The sequence below is a fragment of the Methylobacterium sp. PvP105 genome (genome assembly GCF_017876975.1).
Taxonomy (GTDB): Bacteria; Pseudomonadota; Alphaproteobacteria; order Rhizobiales; family Beijerinckiaceae; genus Methylobacterium; species Methylobacterium radiotolerans.
Map to the genome: position 1 here is coordinate 1,794,452 of NZ_JAGIPA010000001.1, position 16,595 is coordinate 1,811,046.

Here is a 16,595-nt window from a genome sequence, read left to right on the forward strand (position 1 = left end):
CGCCGCACCGGCCTGGCCGTAAAGGCCCGCGCGCGCACGCGAGGCTTGAACCCGAGGAAAATCGTCATCGGCGGCCAGGGTGCGGGCAACCGTCGCGGGTCTCGAAGCGTTCTGCCGCCATCGACAATCACGCCTTGGGGTCAGTCATGGGTATTCTCTGGACCATCATCATCGGGTTTCTCGCCGGCGTCATCGCCAAGTTCCTCATGCCGGGCCCGAACGAGCCCGCCGGCTTCATCCTGACCACGATCCTCGGCATCGTCGGCGCCTTCGTCGCGACCTTCCTGGGCCAAGCCATCGGCTGGTACGGGCCGAACCAGGGCGCGGGCTTCATCGGCGCCATCGTGGGCGCCGTGGTCGTGCTGTTCATCTACGGCCTGATCGCCGGCCGCCGCACCACGACCTACTGACCTCTCCGGCCGGTCCGGAAACGACGAGGGGCGCCCCGAGGGGCGCCCCTTTTTCGTGGCCGCGACCGGCCGTGGATCTCAGAAATGCTCCGACGCGGCCTTCACGGCGCAGTGACCGGTGGCGCCGCGCACCGCGAGGCCGACTCCGACCACGAGGGCCAGCAGGCTCAGGAGCTTGTTCGGCCGGGGCTGCGCGGCCGCGGCGGCGATGCCGAGGCCCAGCGCGACCGAGACGGCGCGCTCCGTCGTCGACAGGTTCGGTTGCCCGCTGAAGATGTCGTGCATCATGTCGTTGGCCATGAGGGTCTCCGGTTGGGAAGTCGCGGGGGAACGCGGCATCGGGCGCCCCGTTCCCGGCCGGCGGCCGGCGCGGGCCCCTTCCCGCGACGGAACGAAAAAGGGCGCGGCCCCGGAGGACCGCGCCCGTCTGAGTCACCCCGCGCCGACCGCAGCCGGCGCGGGTGTTCCCCTGCTTACTCGCCGGCCTCGCGGCGGCGCTCGCCGCGGTGGCGGCCGCCCTCGCGGGGCTCGCGCGGCTCGTCGCCGCGCTCGGCCCGCTCGGCGTCGCGCTGCGCCTTGATCTTGTCGGTGATGTCCTCGCCCGTCTGCTGGTCGACGACCTTCATGGACAGGCGGATCTTGCCGCGGTCGTCCTGACCGAGGAACTTCACCTTGACCTTGTCGCCTTCCTTGACGACGTCCTGAACCTTGGCGACCCGCTGGGCGGCGAGCTCCGAAATGTGGACCAGGCCGTCCTTCGCGCCGAAGAAGTTCACGAAGGCGCCGAACTCCATGCACTTCACGATCGTGCCGTCGTAGATCACGCCGACCTCCGGCTCCGCCACGATCGAGCGGATCCAGTTGTAGGCCGCCTTGATCGCCTTGCCGTCGGCCGAGGCGATCTTCACGACGCCGGTATCCTCGATGTTGATCTTGGCGCCGGTCTTCTCGACGATCTCGCGGATCACCTTGCCGCCGGTGCCGATCACGTCGCGGATCTTGTCCGTCGGGATCTGCATCGTCTCGATGCGCGGCGCGTACTCGCCGAGCTCCGGACGGGCCGCCGTCAGGGCCTTGGCCATCTCGGCCAGGATGTGGGCGCGGCCGTCCTTCGCCTGGGCGAGGGCGATCTTCATGATCTCCTCGGTGATGCCGGCGATCTTGATGTCCATCTGGAGCGAGGTCACGCCCTCGTCCGTGCCGGCCACCTTGAAGTCCATGTCGCCGAGGTGATCCTCGTCGCCGAGGATGTCGGACAGGACCGCGAAGCGCTCACCCTCGAGGATGAGGCCCATGGCGATGCCCGCCACCGGACGGCGCAGCGGCACGCCGGCATCCATCAGCGACAGCGAGCCGCCGCAGACCGAGGCCATCGAGGACGAGCCGTTGGACTCGGTGATCTCCGACACGACGCGGATCGTGTAGGGGAACTCGTGGGCCGGCGGCAGGACCGGACGGATCGCCCGCCAGGCGAGCTTGCCGTGGCCGATCTCGCGACGGCCCGGGGAGCCCATCCGGCCGGTCTCGCCGACGCTGTAGGGAGGGAAGTTGTAGTGAAGCAGGAAGCGCTCCTTGTAGGTGCCTTCCAGCGCGTCGATGAACTGCTCGTCCTCGCCGGTGCCCAGCGTCGCCACGACCAGCGCCTGGGTCTCGCCGCGGGTGAACAGGGCCGAGCCGTGGGCGCGGGGCAGAACGCCGACCTCGGAGAGGATCGAGCGGACCGTCTTCACGTCGCGGCCGTCGATGCGGGCGCCGCTGTCGAGGATGTTCCAGCGGACCACCTTCGACTGGGCCTCCTTGAAGGCGGCCTTGACCTTCTCGGCCGGGAACTTCTCGGCGCCCTCGGGGCAGAGGGCGGCCATCACCTTCGCCTTCACGGCGTCGACGGCGGCGTAGCGCTCCTGCTTGACGGTCTTGGTGTAGGCGGCGCGCAGCTCGGCCTCGCAGACCTCCAGGACGGCCTTCTCGACGTCGGCGTTCTCGGGGGCCTTGAAGTCGCGCGGCTCCTTGGCGGCCTTCTCGGCGAGGCGGATGATCGCCTCGATCACCGGCTGGAAGTGCTTGTGGCCGAACATCACGGCGCCGAGCATCACGTCCTCGGAGAGCTCCTTGGCCTCCGACTCGACCATCAGCACCGCGTCCTGCGTGCCGGCGACGACGAGGTCGAGGCTGGACTCTTCCTTGGTCTCGGTGACCAGCGGGTTCAGCCGGTAGCCGCCGTTGATGTAGCCGACGCGGGCGCCTCCGATCGGGCCCATGAACGGCACGCCCGACAGGGTCAGGGCCGCGGAGGCCGCGACCATCGCGACGATGTCGGGATCGTTCTCGAGATCGTGGGTCAGGACGGTGACGACGACCTGCGTGTCGTTGCGCCAGCCCTCGATGAAGAGCGGGCGGATCGGGCGGTCGATCAGGCGGGAGACCAGGGTCTCCTTCTCGGAGGGACGGCCCTCGCGCTTGAAGTAGCCGCCCGGGATGCGGCCGGCGGCGTAGGCGCGCTCCTGGTAGTTCACGGTGAGCGGCATGAAGTCGATGCCGGGCTTCGGCTCCTTGGCCGCGACCACGGTCGCGAGCACCGAGGTCTCACCGTAGGTGGCGATGACGGCGCCGTCGGCCTGGCGGGCGACCTTGCCGGTCTCCAGGACGAGCTTGCGGTCGCCCCACATCAGCTCTTCGCGTTGAACGTCGAACATTCTCAATCTCTTCCTTGCCTGCGGCGGGCCCAAGCCCGGCGCCGCCCGGGGGCAAGACGGCGAGACACTGCGCCTGAGAACCCTTGGCGAAGTGTCTCGCGATCCTGCCCCGACGCTGGCGCCTCGAAGCGGCCCGTTTGCCGGGAGGCCGGACCCATTCCGGCAGCCCGCGATGGTGAAACGCGGCCCCGGGCCGGGCCCGGAACCGCGCGGAGTGCGCCTTAGCGGCGGATGCCGAGACGCTCGATGAGGGCGCGGTAGCGGGCCTCGTCCTTGCGCTTGACGTAGTCGAGCAGCGAGCGGCGCTGCGAGACCAGCTTCAGGAGGCCGCGGCGGGAATGGTTGTCCTTGCCGTGGGTCTTGAAGTGGCCGGTCAGGTTGGTGATCCGCTCGGTGAGGATCGCCACCTGGACCTCGGGGGAGCCGGTGTCCTTGGCGTCCTTGCGGTGTTCCTTGATGAGCGCGGTCTTGCGCTCTGCCGTGATCGACATCGCGTGCCTCTCGGGTTGTGCTGGTCGGATGCGGCGCCCCCAACGGGCGCGCGCGGGCTCGGCGTTCGGCCGGTGCCGGGATGTCGTCCAGCACGGTCACAGCGCCAAGCGGCTCAAGCCCCGCCCGGAAACCCGGGTCGAGGCCGCGCGATCCATACACGAAACCGACGGTTATGCCAGTCCCGAGCCGGGCGAGCCGCGGCGGCTGCGCGTCGCGGCGGTCCGGCCTCGCCCCGAGTCGCCCGAAAGAACGGTTAACGCCCCCGTGCTACCCGGAGCCGCTCACGCGACGCGGCCCGGCGATGAACGGCACCTTCTCGGATGCGTGCGGCGTCGTCGTCGCGACGCTGCTCGGCATCCCCCTCGTTCTCCTCCCGGGCTACGCCCTGGGCAGGCTGACCGGCATCCTCGGATTCCGCGCGCTCGCGCCCGGCGACCGCCTCCTGTGCGGGGCGCTCCTCGGAATCGGGCTCCTGCCGGCCCTCGACAGCCTTCTGATCGAGGCGGCCGGCGTCCCGGCCGCGGCGCTCGCCGCCGGCGCCGCGGGGCTCGTCGCGCTGCGTCCGGCCCTGCGCGACCTGCGGGATTCCCGCGACCGGGCGGCGCTGGCCCTCGCGCTGCTCTGGCTCGGCGTCGTGGCCTACGCGCTGATCGACGTCGACACCGGCACCGCCCTCTACCGGCCCGTGACGGTCATCGACCTCGTCAAGCACGCCGCCCTCACGCGCGCGATCGTCGAGCACGGATTGCCGCCGGTGGACCCGTTCTTCGCCCGGCCCGAGCGGGCGGGCTACTATTACGGCTTCTACACCCTCACTGCCCTGGTCGACTGGGCGGGCGGCCGGCTGGTCGACGGCCGGACCGCCTTCGCGGGCCTGGCCTTCTGGACCGGCCTCGCGCTCCTCGGCCTGCTCGACCGGCTCCTCGCCGCGACCGGCCTCGTCGCGGACGCCGCCCCCCGGCTCGTGCGCCGCGCGGTGCTCCTGCTGCTGCCGGCCGGAAGCCTCGACATCCTGCTGGTCGTCGCGGACCGGGCCACCTCCGGGACGTGGCTGCCGATCCCGGAATGGCTGAACGAGCAGGTCCTCAACTGGCCCGCCTCGCTGGTCTGGGTGCCGCACCACGTCGCTGGCGCCCTGGCCGGGTGGCTCGGTCTCCTGGCCCTGGCGGAGGTCGCGGACCGGACGCGACCGGACCGGCGCGCGGAGGCGGCGGCGGTCGGCGTCGCGGGGCTGGCCTTCGCGGCCTGTGCGGGCCTGTCCGTCTGGGTCTGCCTCGGCACGGCGGGCGCCGCGGGGATCTGGCTGACGCTGCTCGGCCTGGAGCGCCGCTGGCGCGCCGCGGCCCGGCTGGCGGCTGCCGGCCTGCTCAGCGCCGCGCTGGCCGCCCCCTACCTCCTCAGCGTGCTGGCCAACCGGACCGACGGCGGCGCGCCGATCCGGTTCTCGATCCGGCGATTCGGGCCGCTCGACGGCCTCGTCGACGAGCCGGCCCTGAGCGCGCTCCGCCTGGTCCTCCTGCCGCTGAACTACTACGCGGCCCTGGGCGTCTGCGCCGCCGGTGCGCTGCTGTTCTGGCGCCTCGTGCCCCGCCGCGAGGCCCACGGCCGCGAGGCCGGGCGGCTGCTCACCCTCTGCGCGGCGGCCAGCCTGCTCCTCGGCGGCGTCCTGCGCTCGGCGATCCTCAACAACGACCTCGGCGCGCGCGTGGTCCTGCTCGCGCAGGTCGCGACCCTGGTCTGGACCGTGGTGGCCCTGACCCGCCTCAGCGAGGCGCGGCGGCTCCGGTTCCCCGGCCTCCTCGCCGCGCTGCTCGCCCTCGGTTACGCGACGACCCTCTACGGCTTCGTCGGCATGCGCGCCTATACGGCCTCCGACCGGCCCGCCTTCGCCCGCCTCGCCGGCCGTCCCGACATCGACCGGGCGCTGCGCGCGGCCTACGCCTGGGCCGGCACGCACCTGCCCCGGGACCTGGTGCTGCAGCAATCGCCCGTGCCGCGGCGGGTGTTCGATTTCGGGCTCTACGGCCTCCAGCCGACGGGGGTGGCCGACGCGGAGGCCCGGCTGTTCGGCGCCCCGCCGGAGGCCGTGGCGTCGCGGCTCGCCGACGTCGCGCCGATCTTCCGCGACCACCTGGACGGCGCGGAGGTGCGGCGGCGCGCCGAGGCGGCCGGGATCGGCGCCCTGGTCGTCACCGCGCAGGACGCGCCCTGGAGCGGCCCGGATTCCTGGGTCTGGCGCAGCCAAGCGGTCTACGCCGATCCGCTCGTCCGGATCCTGCGGGTCGAGGATCTCCATGACTGAAGCCGGTCCTAGGGCACCCGCCCACCCGCGCGCCGCGCAGGCCCTGCGCTGGCTCTGCGCCCAGGCGCTGCTGCAGGCCGGCGCCGTCCTCCTCGGCTTCGGCTGCTTCGTGCTGCTGTTCCAGACGGATCTCTGGTCCGGGGTGACGATCCTGTTCTACCGCGGCCTGATCCTGCTCGCGGTCGCCTTCCTGCTGACGCTGTCGGTCACGGCGGCCCTGGCCGGGCTCGGCCGGTCCTGGGGGCTGCGCCGGCGGGACGCCCTCGGCGCCTGCGTCCTGTCGCTGTCCCTGAACCTGAGCGCCTTCGTGATCCTGCCGGTGACGGTCGACCGCTCGATCAGCGTGTTCCTGCTCGGCCAGATGGCCGCCCATCCCGGGGAGCGCTTCACCCCGGAGCGGGCGCGGGCGGTGTTCGAGCGGGTCTATCTCGGCGAGTTCCGGCAGATGGAGCGGCGCCTGACCGAGCAGCAGGCCTCCGGCAACGTCGCGCGGGCGGGTGACGGCTACGTCATCACCCCGCAGGGCAGCGCCTTCATCCGCTTCTGCGGCCTCGTCGCCCGGGCGTTCCGGACCGACACCCGGATGATCGGCGCGGCCGCCGCACCGCCCCCGCCGGGCGCGGTCGATCCGGGAGCGCCCGACGGGGGCGGTGCGGTGCGGCGGTAGGCGGTACCGTTTCGGGAGTCGAGCGGTGCGGCAGCGGCCGGGACGGTTTCCCGGAGGCCGCCGTCCGGGCATGGAATATGCCGGGTGACGATCCGGGCGAGGGGAACGGACGCGATGGCGGAGTCCGCGGTGACCACGGGTGAGCGGGCGGGTGCGGGGGCAGGGCGCGACCTCGCCCGGAGCCTCACCGCGCCGGGCCTCGTCGCCATCGGCCTCGGCGCCACGATCGGCGCCGGCATCTTCGTGCTCACCGGAACGGCGGCGGCGCAGTACGCGGGCCCGGCGCTCAGCCTCTCCTTCGTGATCGGCGGTATCGCCTGCGGCCTCGTGGGCCTGTGCTACGCCGAGCTGGCCGCCATGATCCCGGAGCCGGGATCCACCTACACCTACACCCGCGCGAGCCTCGGGCGGTTTCCCGCCTGGATCATCGGCTGGGACCTCGTCCTCGAATTCGCCGTGGCGGCGGCGACCGTGGCGGTGGGCTGGTCGGGCTACGCGCAGTCCCTCGCGGCGGAGTTCGGCCTGCATCTGCCGCGGGCCCTGGCCGGGGCGCCCGGCGACGGCGGCCTCGTCAACCTCCCGGCGGCCGGGATCGTGCTGCTGCTCAGCGCCCTGCTGATGCGCGCCACCGAGGAGGCCTCCCTGGTCAACGGGCTGCTGGTCGCCTGCAAGGTCGCGATCATCCTGGCCTTCGTGGGCGTCGGCGTGGCCCATCTCCGGCCGGACCTCTGGCACCCGTTCGTGCCGGAGAATGCCGGGACCTTCGGCGCCTACGGCTGGAGCGGCGTGTTCCGCGGCGCCGCGGTGGTGTTCTTCGCCTTCGTGGGCTTCGAGACCGTGGCGACGGCCGCGGGCGAGTGCCGGGCACCGCAGCGCGACGCGCCGGTGGGCCTGATCGGGTCCCTGCTGATCACCACGATCCTGTACGTCGCCGTGGCGGCCGTCCTCACCGGCCTCGTGCCCTACCGCGACCTCGACGTCGCCGACCCGGTGGCCAAGGCGGTCGACGTGATCGGCCTGCCGGGCTTCTCGACGATCATCAAGGCCGGCGCCCTGATCGGCCTGACCACCTCGGCGCTGACAGCCCTCTACGGGCAGAGCCGGATCTTCTTCGCCATCGCCCGCGACGGGCTCCTCCCGGGGATCTTCTGCCGGGTCCATCCGGTGACGCGGGTGCCCGTGGCGAGCCAGCTGGTGATCGGCCTGTTCACGGCGGCCGTGGCGGGGCTCGTGCCCATCGACGTCCTGGGCGAGATCGTCAGCATCGGCACGCTCCTGGCGTTCTGCCTCGTCTGCGCGACGGTGCTGATCCTGCGCCGGACCGATCCGGACCGGGCGCGCCCGTTCCGCGTGCCGGCGGTGACGCTCACGGCGGGGTTCGGGATCCTGTCCTGCCTCGCGCTGATGGCGTCGCTGCCGGCCGACACCTGGATCCGCCTCGCGGTCTGGCTGGCGATCGGCCTCGCGATCTACGCCGGCTACGGCCGGCGGCACGGTCGGCTCAGCTGATCAGGTTGATGGTGGCCTGCGCGAGCGTCTTGATCGAGGCCGAGGCGCTCAGGCTCAGCTCGTAGTTCCGGACCACCCGCTGCAGGTCGGCCGATTCGACCGCGCTGTTCACGTTCGGCAGGCGGACATAGCCGCTCGGGTCGGCCCCGGGACTGGTCGGGTCGTAGCGGGTGCGGAAGCCGGTGGTGTCGCGGGCGATCCGACCGACCGGGTCGCGGGGGCTGTCCGCCGCCACGGGGGCGAACACCGCGATCTTGCGGGCGTAGGGGGCCCCACCCGGGGTGGTCGGGACCGAATCGGCGTTGGCGAGGTTCTCGGAGATCGCGCGGATCCGTCCGCTCTGCACCTGCCGGCCGGCGGCCAGGGCGGCGGAGGCCGAGTGGAGGGCGCTGGTGTCCGGCATGCGCGGGCCCTGTCGGCGGCGACGATCTGACCGAGTCCTCGCCGACCAGCCTTAACCGGGGGTTAAGAGGGCCGCGCGGACAGGCTCAGCGCGTCCCGGAGATCCTGGCCATCGGTGAGGCGCAGGCCGCGGCGGCGGAGCGCGGAGAGCAGCGCGCGGTCGGGGAACGGACAGTACGGCAGAACCGGCGCGGTCCGCCCCTCCGGCAGCGCCCCGGTCCGGGCGACCTCGTCGAGGAGCCGGTCGAGCATCGCGCGCCCGTGGGCGTGGAGCGCCACCGAGGCCCGGGTCGCGGTCGTGCCCTCGGGCAGCGGTACGGCCTCCTGGGCGAGGATCGCGCCGGTGTCGATCGTGGCGGCCAGCCGGTGCAGGGTCATGCCGAACTGTCCGGGCCCGTCGGCCAGGGCATGGATCGTCGGCACAGGGCCCCGGTGGCGCGGCAGCAGGCCGGGATGCCCGTTGACGCCGCCGAGCCGCGCCAGGCCGATGATCTCGGGCTTCAGGATCTGATCGAAATGGTAGGTGAGGATCAGGTCCGGTGCGGCGTCCCGCAATGCCCGCGCGACGTCCGGGCCGTTGACGTCGTCGACCGTCAGGGTCGGGATGCCCAGGCGGCGGCACAGGGTCCTGAGCGGCGTCGCCTCCGGCGCGTCGCCGCTTCCGGACGCCGCCTGGGTCAGGGGCGCCAGGGGCCGCAGCAGGTCCGGCAGGCCGAAATTGACCGCGAGGTAGGGCAGGATCCCGGTGCCCGAGCGCGCGAGGTGCCGCCGGATCTGCCCCGTCAGACCGCCGCTCGACGGCCGCTCGGCGTTCGAGAGCCCCACCAGCGCGATGTCGGCCCGGAGATCGGCGACGAGCCGGCGCACCGCGCGGGCGTTCGGCAGCGCCTCCAGGACGAACAGCGCGATCCGGGGCCGCGCCATCAGCGCCGCTTCCGCCGCTGGAACCGGAAGGCGTAGAGGCCGGCCTTGCGGACGTTCTCGGGCAGGAGCAGCACGGTGCGGGCGAGCGCCGTGAGGATGAACGGGAAGGCGATCACGTCGCGGTTGGCCGCGATGCCCTTGGCGATCCGCACGGCCGCCTCCTCGGCGCTGATCTCCAGCGGCCGCCAGCCCTTGAGCTCGCCGCCCATCGGCGTCTTCACGTAGCCCGGGGTGACGACGTTGACCTTCACGCCCCGGGGCGCGACCTTCTGGCGCAGGGCGAGGCCGTGGGCGACCAGGGCCGCCTTGGCGCCGCTGTAGGCCGGCGCGTCCTGGAGCGGCGCGTAGGCCGCGAGCGACGACAGCAGCACGATCTGACCGCGCCCGCGCTGGAGCATCAGCGTCAGGGTGGGCAGCATCACGTTGAGCGTGCCGGTGTAGTTGATGTCGGCGGTCTCGAAGGCCACGTCCTCGGCCTCCACCTGCCCCTCCTGATTGCCGCCGTTCACCGCCGCGTTGGCGATGACGAGGTCGAGGGGGGCCTCGGCATCCGACCGGTGCACCAGCGCCACGGTGGCGGCCCGGTCGCGGGTGTCGAGGCGGGCGGTCTCGACGGTCGCGCCGCCGGCGCGGCAGTCGCGGGCGACGATCTCCAGCCGCTCGGCGTTGCGGCCGACCAGGATGAGGCTGGTGCCGGATTGCGCGTAGTGGCGCGCCAGCGCGGCGCCGATGCCGCTCGACGCGCCGGTGATCAGGATACGGGGCATGGGGCGGGTTACGCCGCCGCGCGGGGAAAGATCAAGGCCGGGAAAGGCTCACCGGCGGTGAAACGCGCTTCAAAGGCCGTCGAGCGGCGACGGCCCCGGAGTCCGGCGAGTCCGGTCAGTAGACCGGCGCGAGCTCGCCGTCGCGCTCGGCCACCTCGCTGACCGCCCGCGCCGCCGCCAGCATCGCGTCGGGCAGGGCCGCCTCCATCCGCGGCACCGAGCCGGCCACCGCGCGGTCGATCGCCTCCTTGGAGAAGAAGCCGCCGTTGACCTGGGTCCGGTGCAGGACCACGCGGCGGAAATCCGCCATCAGGTCCATCTCCGGCGGCGTCGGATTCTTCCAGAAGCTGTCGAGATCGCCCTGATGGGTCAGGCCGGCCATGTTGTAGATCGCGGTGCCGACCGCGTGGGTCGGGCAGCCCATCTCGAGGGACAGCATCCCCACCGTGGAGTTGACGATCACCACGCCGCGGGCGCCCTTGATCAGGGCCGGGAGGTCGCCGCCGTCGATGAAGTCGAGCCGGTCGCTGACGCCGTGGCGCCGGGCCGAAGCGCGGGCGAACTTGCGCCAGTTGATCAGGCCGCTGTCGAGCGGGTGCAGCTTCACCAGCAGCCGGGTCGGCGCCGACGAGCCGTCCGCGAAGGACTTGATCACCCGGTCCATGAAGCCCTCGACGCCGAGGAACGGCGAGTGGACCCGGATCTGGTAGTCGCTGTCGAGCTGCAGCGGCAGCAGGAAGTAGTCGCAGCCGACCGCGCGGTAGATCTCGTCGCAGCGGGCCGCCTCGCGGCGGGTATGGGCGCGGCGCGCGAACTTCTTGATCCAGCCGGCATACTCGGCCGCGATATGGGTCGGCCGGTGGCTGCGGAAATGCGGGAAGAGGTAGGGGAACAGCACGTTGGCGAGGTTGTAGCCGACGTCCCAGACGCTGCGGCGGGCCATGTCGCCCGTGGAGGGCATCGCCCGGCCGGGCTGCGGCAGGCGCCGCGCCAGGGCCCGGATTTCGGCGGCCGTCCGGGGAAGCGACGAGAAGCCGTTCACGCCGCCCAGCTCGCAGGTGATCCAGTTCGGGCGGATATAGCCCTCCTCGAACACGTGCACCCGCAGGCCGCGATACTCGGCGATCATGCGGGCCGCCTTGTGGAACGGCCGGCAATCGCCGAACAGCACGATGTCGGTCACGCTCTCGCGGTCCAGATAGGCCTCGAGATACTCGCCCCAGGCCTCGCGGCGGCCGCGGTAATTGTCGGCCTCGCCGCTCCAGAACAGCCAGTCGCCGGGGCAGAGATTGATGCGCCGGACGCTGTGTCCCCGCGCGCGCAGCGCCTTTCCGAGATCGGAGAAGAACGGCGTCGCGATGCCCTGCAGGAAGAGGAAGGTCGCGGGGCGGTCGCGGAGGGCGTCGGGGGCGGGCTGTTGCATTCCGCGGCGCTTCTGTCCTTGACCCTGGGCCGGATGAACCGCACCGGCGAGAGACTCTTGAGGTGGCACGGTGCCCGGCGGCCCCGCAATCCGAAGCCACGCCGCGGCATGGCATTTCCGCGCCAGCGTGGCCCGTCTGCAACGGTCCCGCGCCTGCGGCTCAGCCTCCGGATTAGGCGGGCAATCGCGGCGACGATATGTCCAAATCCTTTCCAGGACGTGGCGACGGCGACGCGCGCTCAGGTTGTCCCCGCGTTGCATCACCATCCCATGCCGACGAAAATGCGCTACAGGCAGCTTCCGCACCTCGACCCGACCGGAGCCGGACGCACCGACCATGCCCGCTGACCCGACCCCGTCGCTCTACGCGACCGGCCGCACGATCCGCCGCCTGCGGGCGGAGATCGAGGCCGCGACGGGCCTCGCCTTCGGTCCGGCACGCCCCGGCGCCGTCGGCGCGGCCTGGGGCGCGGGCAGCCTCGCGGGGCGCCTGCTGGCGCTGACGGGGCGGCGCCGGCTCGTGGTCGCGCCCGGGCCGGTCCTGAGCCCCTACGACTCGCCGGAGACCGGCTTCGCGTCCCTGCGGATCAGCCTCGACGGCGCGCCCCTGGGCGGGGAGGGCGGCGTCCACTACCTCGATCCCTGGAGCCGGGCGCCGATCGACCGCGCGGCCTGCGCCGAGCGGGTGGCGTGGCTCGCCGCGCGCTTCGCCGAGAACGACCGGCGGGTGATCTATGTCGGGATGTCGCGCTGGAAGCGGCCCGCCCTCGACGTCCTCGGCGCCGGGCCCGCCGGCCGGCCGATCCACACCATGACCACCGAGGCCGCGATCGCCGCGGGACAGCGCCACGGCGGCCGCATCCTGGCCTGGGCGACGCGGGCACCGGGCCAGCTCGAGGAGGCTTGCGCGCGGGCCGGCCTGCCGCTGGCCCGGGTCGAGGACGGGTTCCTGCGCTCCGTGGGGCTCGGCGCCAGCCTGCAGCCCGGCGCCTCCATCGTGGTGGACGACCTCGGCATCTACTACGACCCGCGGCGGGAGAGCCGCCTGCAGCGGCTGCTCGCCGAGGCCGACTTCACCCCGGACCTCGTCGCCCGGGCGCGGCGCCTGCGCGAGGAGGTCGTGGCGCGTCGGCTCAGCAAGTACAATGTCGGCCTCGACGCCGCCGCGCTCGACTGGCCGCCGGGCCGGCGGATCGTGCTCGTGCCCGGCCAGGTCGAGGACGACGCCTCGGTGCGCCACGGCTCGCCGCTGGTCCGCTCGAACCGGGCGCTGCTGGAAGCGGCGCGGCGGCGCAACCCGGACGCGTTCCTGCTCTACAAACCGCATCCCGACGTGGAGGCCGGGTTCCGTCCCGGCATCATCCCGGAGGCGGAGGCCCTGACTCTTGCCGACCGGATCGTGGGCGGCATCAGCATCGTCGACCTCCTCGACCGGGTGCATCACGTCGAGACCATGACGTCGCTGGCCGGGTTCGAGGCCCTGATCCGCGGCCTCACCGTGGCGACCCACGGCCGGCCGTTCTACTCCGGCTGGGGCCTGTCGGAGGATCTCGCGCCGGGGGCCGACCGCGGCCGCCGGCTGAGCCTCGACGAGCTGGTGGCCGGCGCCATGATCCTCTACGCGCGCTACCTCGACCCGGTGGCGATGAAGCCGTGCACCCCGGAGCAGCTCCTCGACCGCCTCAGCGCGGCCCGGGCGGCGGCGCCGCGCAACGCCCTCTCCCTCGGCCGGACGGCCCATCTGGTGATGCGCGCCCGCTACGGCCTCCTCAATCCCGTCGTGCGGGCCCTGCGCAGCCGGCGCGGCGTCGGCCGCGAGGCCGGCGGCGGGCCGCGCTAGGGCGGCGCGCGCGGCGCGAATCCCGTTCCGCGAGACCCTGATGTGACACCAAAGCGATAGCGCGCGCTGCTAGAGTCCGCCCGCAGCCGCCCGTCCCCGGGGCCGATTCCGATCGTTCTGGATCAGGAACGGCCCGTAACGCCTTGCTCCCGCGCGCTGTTTCCCGCCGGACCGGATCCCGGCGGCGAGCAGGCCCGCCCCACGCCGAGTGTCCGTGTCTTGACGACGTTCCTCATCGCCACCGGTCTCGCGCTCGCCGCGTGCCTCGCCCTGGAGGTGTTCGCGGGCGACTCGATCGCGCGGGCGAGCCTCGCGCCGCGGGATCTCGGCCTGCGGCTGCTCGGCTACCTGCTGATCCTGCTGTTCTGGTTCGAGTTCTCCTGGCGGCCCTGGCTCGCCGGGCTGACCTGCGTGATCACCGTGGCGATCCTGATCGTCGTCAGCCGCGCGAAGCGCTCGGTGATCGGCGAGCCGCTGCTGTTCAGCGATTTCGCCCTGCTGCCCCAGGTGCCGCGGCATCCGCAGCTCTACTACATCCCGCCCCTGTGGGACCCGCGCATCTCCGTGCCGGTCCTGCTCACCCTGGCGGTCACCGCGCTGTGGTACTGGATCGAGCCGAGCGTGCTGCCCGTCGCGACCCTGCCGCGGGTGCTGTGCCTGCTCGGCCTCCCGCTCGCGCTCTGGCTGCTGGTCCGGGCGGCCCCGCGCCCGCCGCTCGCCCGGCTGATCGCCCGCTGGTTCCCCGAACCCGATCTGGAGGCGGATGTCACCCGGGTCGGCCTCCCGGCGAGCCTCCTGGGCTACACCGCCCGGGCGATGGCCGGCGGCGTGCCGGTGCCGGCGGCGCCGGCGCTGCCGGAGGGCCCGGGCGACGACGTCGTCGTGGTGATCCAGCTCGAATCCTTCGTCGATCCGGAGCGGCTCGGCGGCCCGAAACTGCCGGCGATGGACCTGTTCCGCACCCGGGCCGCGCAGTACGGGCGCCTGCGGGTGCCGGCGCACGGCGCCTACACGATGCGCAGCGAGCACGCGGTGCTCACCGGCCGACCGTCCGAGAGCCTCGGCTTCGGCCGCTTCGACCCCTACACGTCCCGCAGCGGCGACGAGCCGACGAGCCTCGCCCGGCTGGCCGGGGGGCAGGGCTACGGGACCCTGTTCCTGCACCCGTTCCACCGCGACTTCTTCCGGCGGGCGCGCGTGATGGAGGCCTTCGGCTTCGCCGATCTCGTGATGGGGGAGGCCTTCGCGGAGGCGCCGCGCGTCGGGCCCTATGTCGGGGACGTCGCCCTCGGCGCGCGCCTCCTCGCGGAAGTGCGGGCCCGCCGCGCGCCCCTGTTCCTGTTCTGCGTGACCATGGAGAACCACGGTCCCTGGAAGCCGGGGCGGCTGCCGGGGATCGACGACCCGCAGGCGCAGTATCTCCATCACGTCGCCCATACCGGGCAGATGGTCGAGGATCTCGTCGCCGGCCTGGACGCCATCGCCCGCGAGCGGGGCCAGACCATCACGCTCTGCGTGTTCGGCGACCACGCACCGTCGCTGCCGAGTTGCAAACCCGGTTTCGGCGGGCGGACCACCGAGTACGCCCTGTTCCGCTTCGGCCGCCCGCACGAGGCCCCGCAGCGCGCCGACATCGCCGCCGACGAGCTCGGGCGGGCGCTGCGTGCGAGTCTCGCGACCGCGCCCGCGGACATCGCCGCGGGGACATGATAAGGTTAAGCTTGCGCGGCATAAGCGTGGCCGTGCCACGCTGGTGACGCATTGCCCGCGGATAGCGCGACCGGCCACGCGACGGCCGCCGCTCCGGCGCGGCCGTTAAAGCGATCGCAGCGTTTGGCGGTCAAACTGGGTGTCCCGGCCCGGGCCAGCGATGGCGCGGGCTCGGCGAGGAGAAATCTTTGTGATGCTGCGTAAGACGGCGTGCACCGCCCTGATGGCCGCCCTGGCGGCTGGATCTGCCGGCGGTTGCACGTACCTGCCCGCGGCGGGTCCGACGGCGAGCGCGATCCAGGCCGGATCCGAGGTCGCCACGGCCGACGGAGGCCTGCTCGCCCGCTACGAGATCATCGACGTCACTCCCTCCGTGGTCGAGGCCCTGCGCGGCCGGCCGCTGGACAGCCTGCTCGCCTCCTTCGGCGACCACCGCCCCTCCTCCGAGCCGGTCATCGGCATCGGCGACATGGTCTCGGTCTCCGTCTGGGAAGCCGGGTCCGGCGGCCTGTTCTCCGGGCCCCTCGTCGCCGACCGCTTCTCCGCAGGCTCCAAGTCCGCCCTCATCCCCGAGCAGCCCGTCGGGCGCGACGGCGCCATCTCGGTGCCCTACGCCGGCCGCATCAAGGTCGCCGGCCGCCGCACCCAGGACGTCCAGGCGCTCATCGAGAACGAGCTCGCCGGCAAGGCCATCCAGCCGCAGGTGCTGGTCTCGGTCACACGCCCGATCTCCCAGGCCGTCACCGTCACCGGCGAGGGCGCCGCCGGCGCCCGCCTGCCGCTCTCGGGCCACGGCGACCGCATCCTCGACGTCATCGCCGCCGCCGGCGGCAACCGCGCGCCGGTCAACGAGACCTTCGTGCGGCTCTCGCGCGGGCCGGTGACCGCGACCGTGCCGCTGACCACGGTGGTGTCGAACCCGCGGGAGAACATCTACCTGCGGCCCAACGACGTGCTGACCCTGGTGCGCGACCCGCAGACCTTCATCGCGGTGGGCGCGCTGGGCAACAGCACCGAGCTGCCGTTCCAGGCCGACGGGATCACGCTGGCGCAGGCGCTGGCCAAGGCGCGCGGCCTGTCGGACTTCGCCGCCGACCCGGCCGGCACCTTCATCTTCCGGTTCGAGCCCGCCAGCGTCGTGCGCCGGCTCAGCCCTGGCTCGAAGCTGCTCGGCACGCCTCTGGTGCCGGTGGTCTACCGGATCGACATGCGCGACCCCAACAGCCTGTTCGTGTCGCAGGCGTTCCGGATGCGCAACCGCGACCTGATCTACGTGTCGAACGCGCCCTTCACCGAGGTCCAGAAGGTCCTCACCGCCTTCAGCGGCATCACCGGCCCGGCCTCCTCGGCCGCCCTGGCCTATTCCTACGCCAAGTAGGACCCGTGCTCCGCGACGGGCGGCACCGCCGCCGGTCGCCGCGCTGGGGGTGCCGCGCGCGTCCGACCGAGACTGCCG

At 73.0% G+C, this 16,595-nt stretch carries 14 protein-coding genes; 7 read left to right on the top strand and 7 right to left on the bottom strand.

The annotated features are described in order from the left end of the window. Positions 1-146: 146 nt before the first annotated feature. Complete coding sequence (locus tag J3A75_RS08630; RefSeq protein WP_012317940.1) at positions 147-410, top strand: GlsB/YeaQ/YmgE family stress response membrane protein; 264 nt, start codon at positions 147-149, stop codon at positions 408-410. 78 nt (positions 411-488) lie between these two features. On the opposite strand, the gene J3A75_RS08635 is transcribed toward J3A75_RS08630, so the two are convergent. From J3A75_RS08635 to rpsO, 3 genes are all read right to left on the bottom strand, one after another. Further along, positions 489-710 carry a YgaP-like transmembrane domain gene (locus tag J3A75_RS08635; protein ID WP_012317941.1) on the bottom strand — a complete coding sequence of 74 codons (222 nt, stop codon included), beginning with the start codon at positions 708-710 and terminating at the stop codon, positions 489-491. A gap of 173 nt (positions 711-883) precedes the next feature. Further along, positions 884-3,103 (bottom strand): polyribonucleotide nucleotidyltransferase, encoded by a 2,220-nt coding sequence (pnp, locus tag J3A75_RS08640; protein WP_012317942.1) that lies wholly within the window; start codon positions 3,101-3,103, stop codon positions 884-886. Positions 3,104-3,324: 221 nt separating this feature from the next. Further along, positions 3,325-3,594, bottom strand: a complete 270-nt coding sequence (rpsO, locus tag J3A75_RS08645) for a 30S ribosomal protein S15 (protein WP_012317943.1) — start codon at positions 3,592-3,594, stop codon at positions 3,325-3,327. Positions 3,595-3,896: 302 nt separating this feature from the next. On the opposite strand from rpsO, the gene J3A75_RS08650 reads away from it, so the two are divergent. From J3A75_RS08650 to J3A75_RS08660, 3 genes are all read left to right on the top strand, one after another. Further along, positions 3,897-5,897, top strand: coding sequence for a hypothetical protein (locus tag J3A75_RS08650; protein ID WP_209649989.1), 2,001 nt, complete (start codon positions 3,897-3,899; stop codon positions 5,895-5,897). Further along, positions 5,890-6,564 (top strand): hypothetical protein, encoded by a 675-nt coding sequence (locus J3A75_RS08655; protein WP_053620703.1) that lies wholly within the window; start codon positions 5,890-5,892, stop codon positions 6,562-6,564. The genes J3A75_RS08650 and J3A75_RS08655 overlap by 8 nt, the downstream gene beginning before the upstream one ends. A gap of 114 nt (positions 6,565-6,678) precedes the next feature. After that, positions 6,679-8,073, top strand: a complete 1,395-nt coding sequence (locus J3A75_RS08660) for an amino acid permease (RefSeq protein WP_012317946.1) — start codon at positions 6,679-6,681, stop codon at positions 8,071-8,073. On the opposite strand, the gene J3A75_RS08665 is transcribed toward J3A75_RS08660, so the two are convergent. From J3A75_RS08665 to J3A75_RS08680, 4 genes are all read right to left on the bottom strand, one after another. After that, positions 8,066-8,476 (bottom strand): flagellar basal body rod protein FlgC, encoded by a 411-nt coding sequence (locus tag J3A75_RS08665; protein ID WP_012317947.1) that lies wholly within the window; start codon positions 8,474-8,476, stop codon positions 8,066-8,068. The two genes, J3A75_RS08660 and J3A75_RS08665, sit on opposite strands and share 8 nt — an antisense overlap. 62 nt (positions 8,477-8,538) lie before the next feature. Continuing rightward, entirely contained in the window at positions 8,539-9,399 is an 861-nt protein-coding gene (locus J3A75_RS08670; protein WP_012317948.1) for a formyltransferase family protein, read from the bottom strand. Then, positions 9,399-10,166: an SDR family NAD(P)-dependent oxidoreductase gene (locus J3A75_RS08675; protein WP_012317949.1), complete on the bottom strand. Its 768-nt coding sequence runs from the start codon at positions 10,164-10,166 to the stop codon at positions 9,399-9,401. Before J3A75_RS08675 ends, J3A75_RS08670 begins: the two co-directional genes overlap by 1 nt. 115 nt (positions 10,167-10,281) lie before the next feature. After that, positions 10,282-11,589, bottom strand: coding sequence for a capsule biosynthesis protein (locus J3A75_RS08680; RefSeq protein WP_012317950.1), 1,308 nt, complete (start codon positions 11,587-11,589; stop codon positions 10,282-10,284). A gap of 337 nt (positions 11,590-11,926) precedes the next feature. On the opposite strand from J3A75_RS08680, the gene J3A75_RS08685 reads away from it, so the two are divergent. The 3 genes from J3A75_RS08685 to J3A75_RS08695 all read left to right on the top strand — a co-directional run bounded on the left by J3A75_RS08685 (position 11,927) and on the right by J3A75_RS08695 (position 16,517). After that, a complete protein-coding gene (locus J3A75_RS08685) occupies positions 11,927-13,429 on the top strand; it encodes a capsular polysaccharide biosynthesis protein (protein ID WP_012317951.1) in 1,503 nt (500 codons plus the stop codon). Positions 13,430-13,648: 219 nt separating this feature from the next. Next, entirely contained in the window at positions 13,649-15,139 is a 1,491-nt protein-coding gene (locus tag J3A75_RS08690; RefSeq protein WP_076730137.1) for an LTA synthase family protein, read from the top strand. A 193-nt stretch (positions 15,140-15,332) separates the two neighbouring features. Further along, a complete protein-coding gene (locus tag J3A75_RS08695) occupies positions 15,333-16,517 on the top strand; it encodes a polysaccharide biosynthesis/export family protein (protein ID WP_070998689.1) in 1,185 nt (394 codons plus the stop codon). Positions 16,518-16,595: the final 78 nt, after the last annotated feature.

Bases quoted from the DNA above. Each gene is read 5' to 3' on its own strand.
- J3A75_RS08630 (WP_012317940.1), top strand. From the start codon at position 147: ATGGGTATTCTCTGGACCATCATCATCGGGTTTCTCGCCGGCGTCATC.
- J3A75_RS08635 (WP_012317941.1), bottom strand. From the start codon at position 710: ATGGCCAACGACATGATGCACGACATCTTCAGCGGGCAACCGAACCTG.
- pnp (WP_012317942.1), bottom strand. From the start codon at position 3,103: ATGTTCGACGTTCAACGCGAAGAGCTGATGTGGGGCGACCGCAAGCTC.
- rpsO (WP_012317943.1), bottom strand. From the start codon at position 3,594: ATGTCGATCACGGCAGAGCGCAAGACCGCGCTCATCAAGGAACACCGC.
- J3A75_RS08650 (WP_209649989.1), top strand. From the start codon at position 3,897: ATGAACGGCACCTTCTCGGATGCGTGCGGCGTCGTCGTCGCGACGCTG.
- J3A75_RS08655 (WP_053620703.1), top strand. From the start codon at position 5,890: ATGACTGAAGCCGGTCCTAGGGCACCCGCCCACCCGCGCGCCGCGCAG.
- J3A75_RS08660 (WP_012317946.1), top strand. From the start codon at position 6,679: ATGGCGGAGTCCGCGGTGACCACGGGTGAGCGGGCGGGTGCGGGGGCA.
- J3A75_RS08665 (WP_012317947.1), bottom strand. From the start codon at position 8,476: ATGCCGGACACCAGCGCCCTCCACTCGGCCTCCGCCGCCCTGGCCGCC.
- J3A75_RS08670 (WP_012317948.1), bottom strand. From the start codon at position 9,399: ATGGCGCGGCCCCGGATCGCGCTGTTCGTCCTGGAGGCGCTGCCGAAC.
- J3A75_RS08675 (WP_012317949.1), bottom strand. From the start codon at position 10,166: ATGCCCCGTATCCTGATCACCGGCGCGTCGAGCGGCATCGGCGCCGCG.
- J3A75_RS08680 (WP_012317950.1), bottom strand. From the start codon at position 11,589: ATGCAACAGCCCGCCCCCGACGCCCTCCGCGACCGCCCCGCGACCTTC.
- J3A75_RS08685 (WP_012317951.1), top strand. From the start codon at position 11,927: ATGCCCGCTGACCCGACCCCGTCGCTCTACGCGACCGGCCGCACGATC.
- J3A75_RS08695 (WP_070998689.1), top strand. From the start codon at position 15,333: ATGCTGCGTAAGACGGCGTGCACCGCCCTGATGGCCGCCCTGGCGGCT.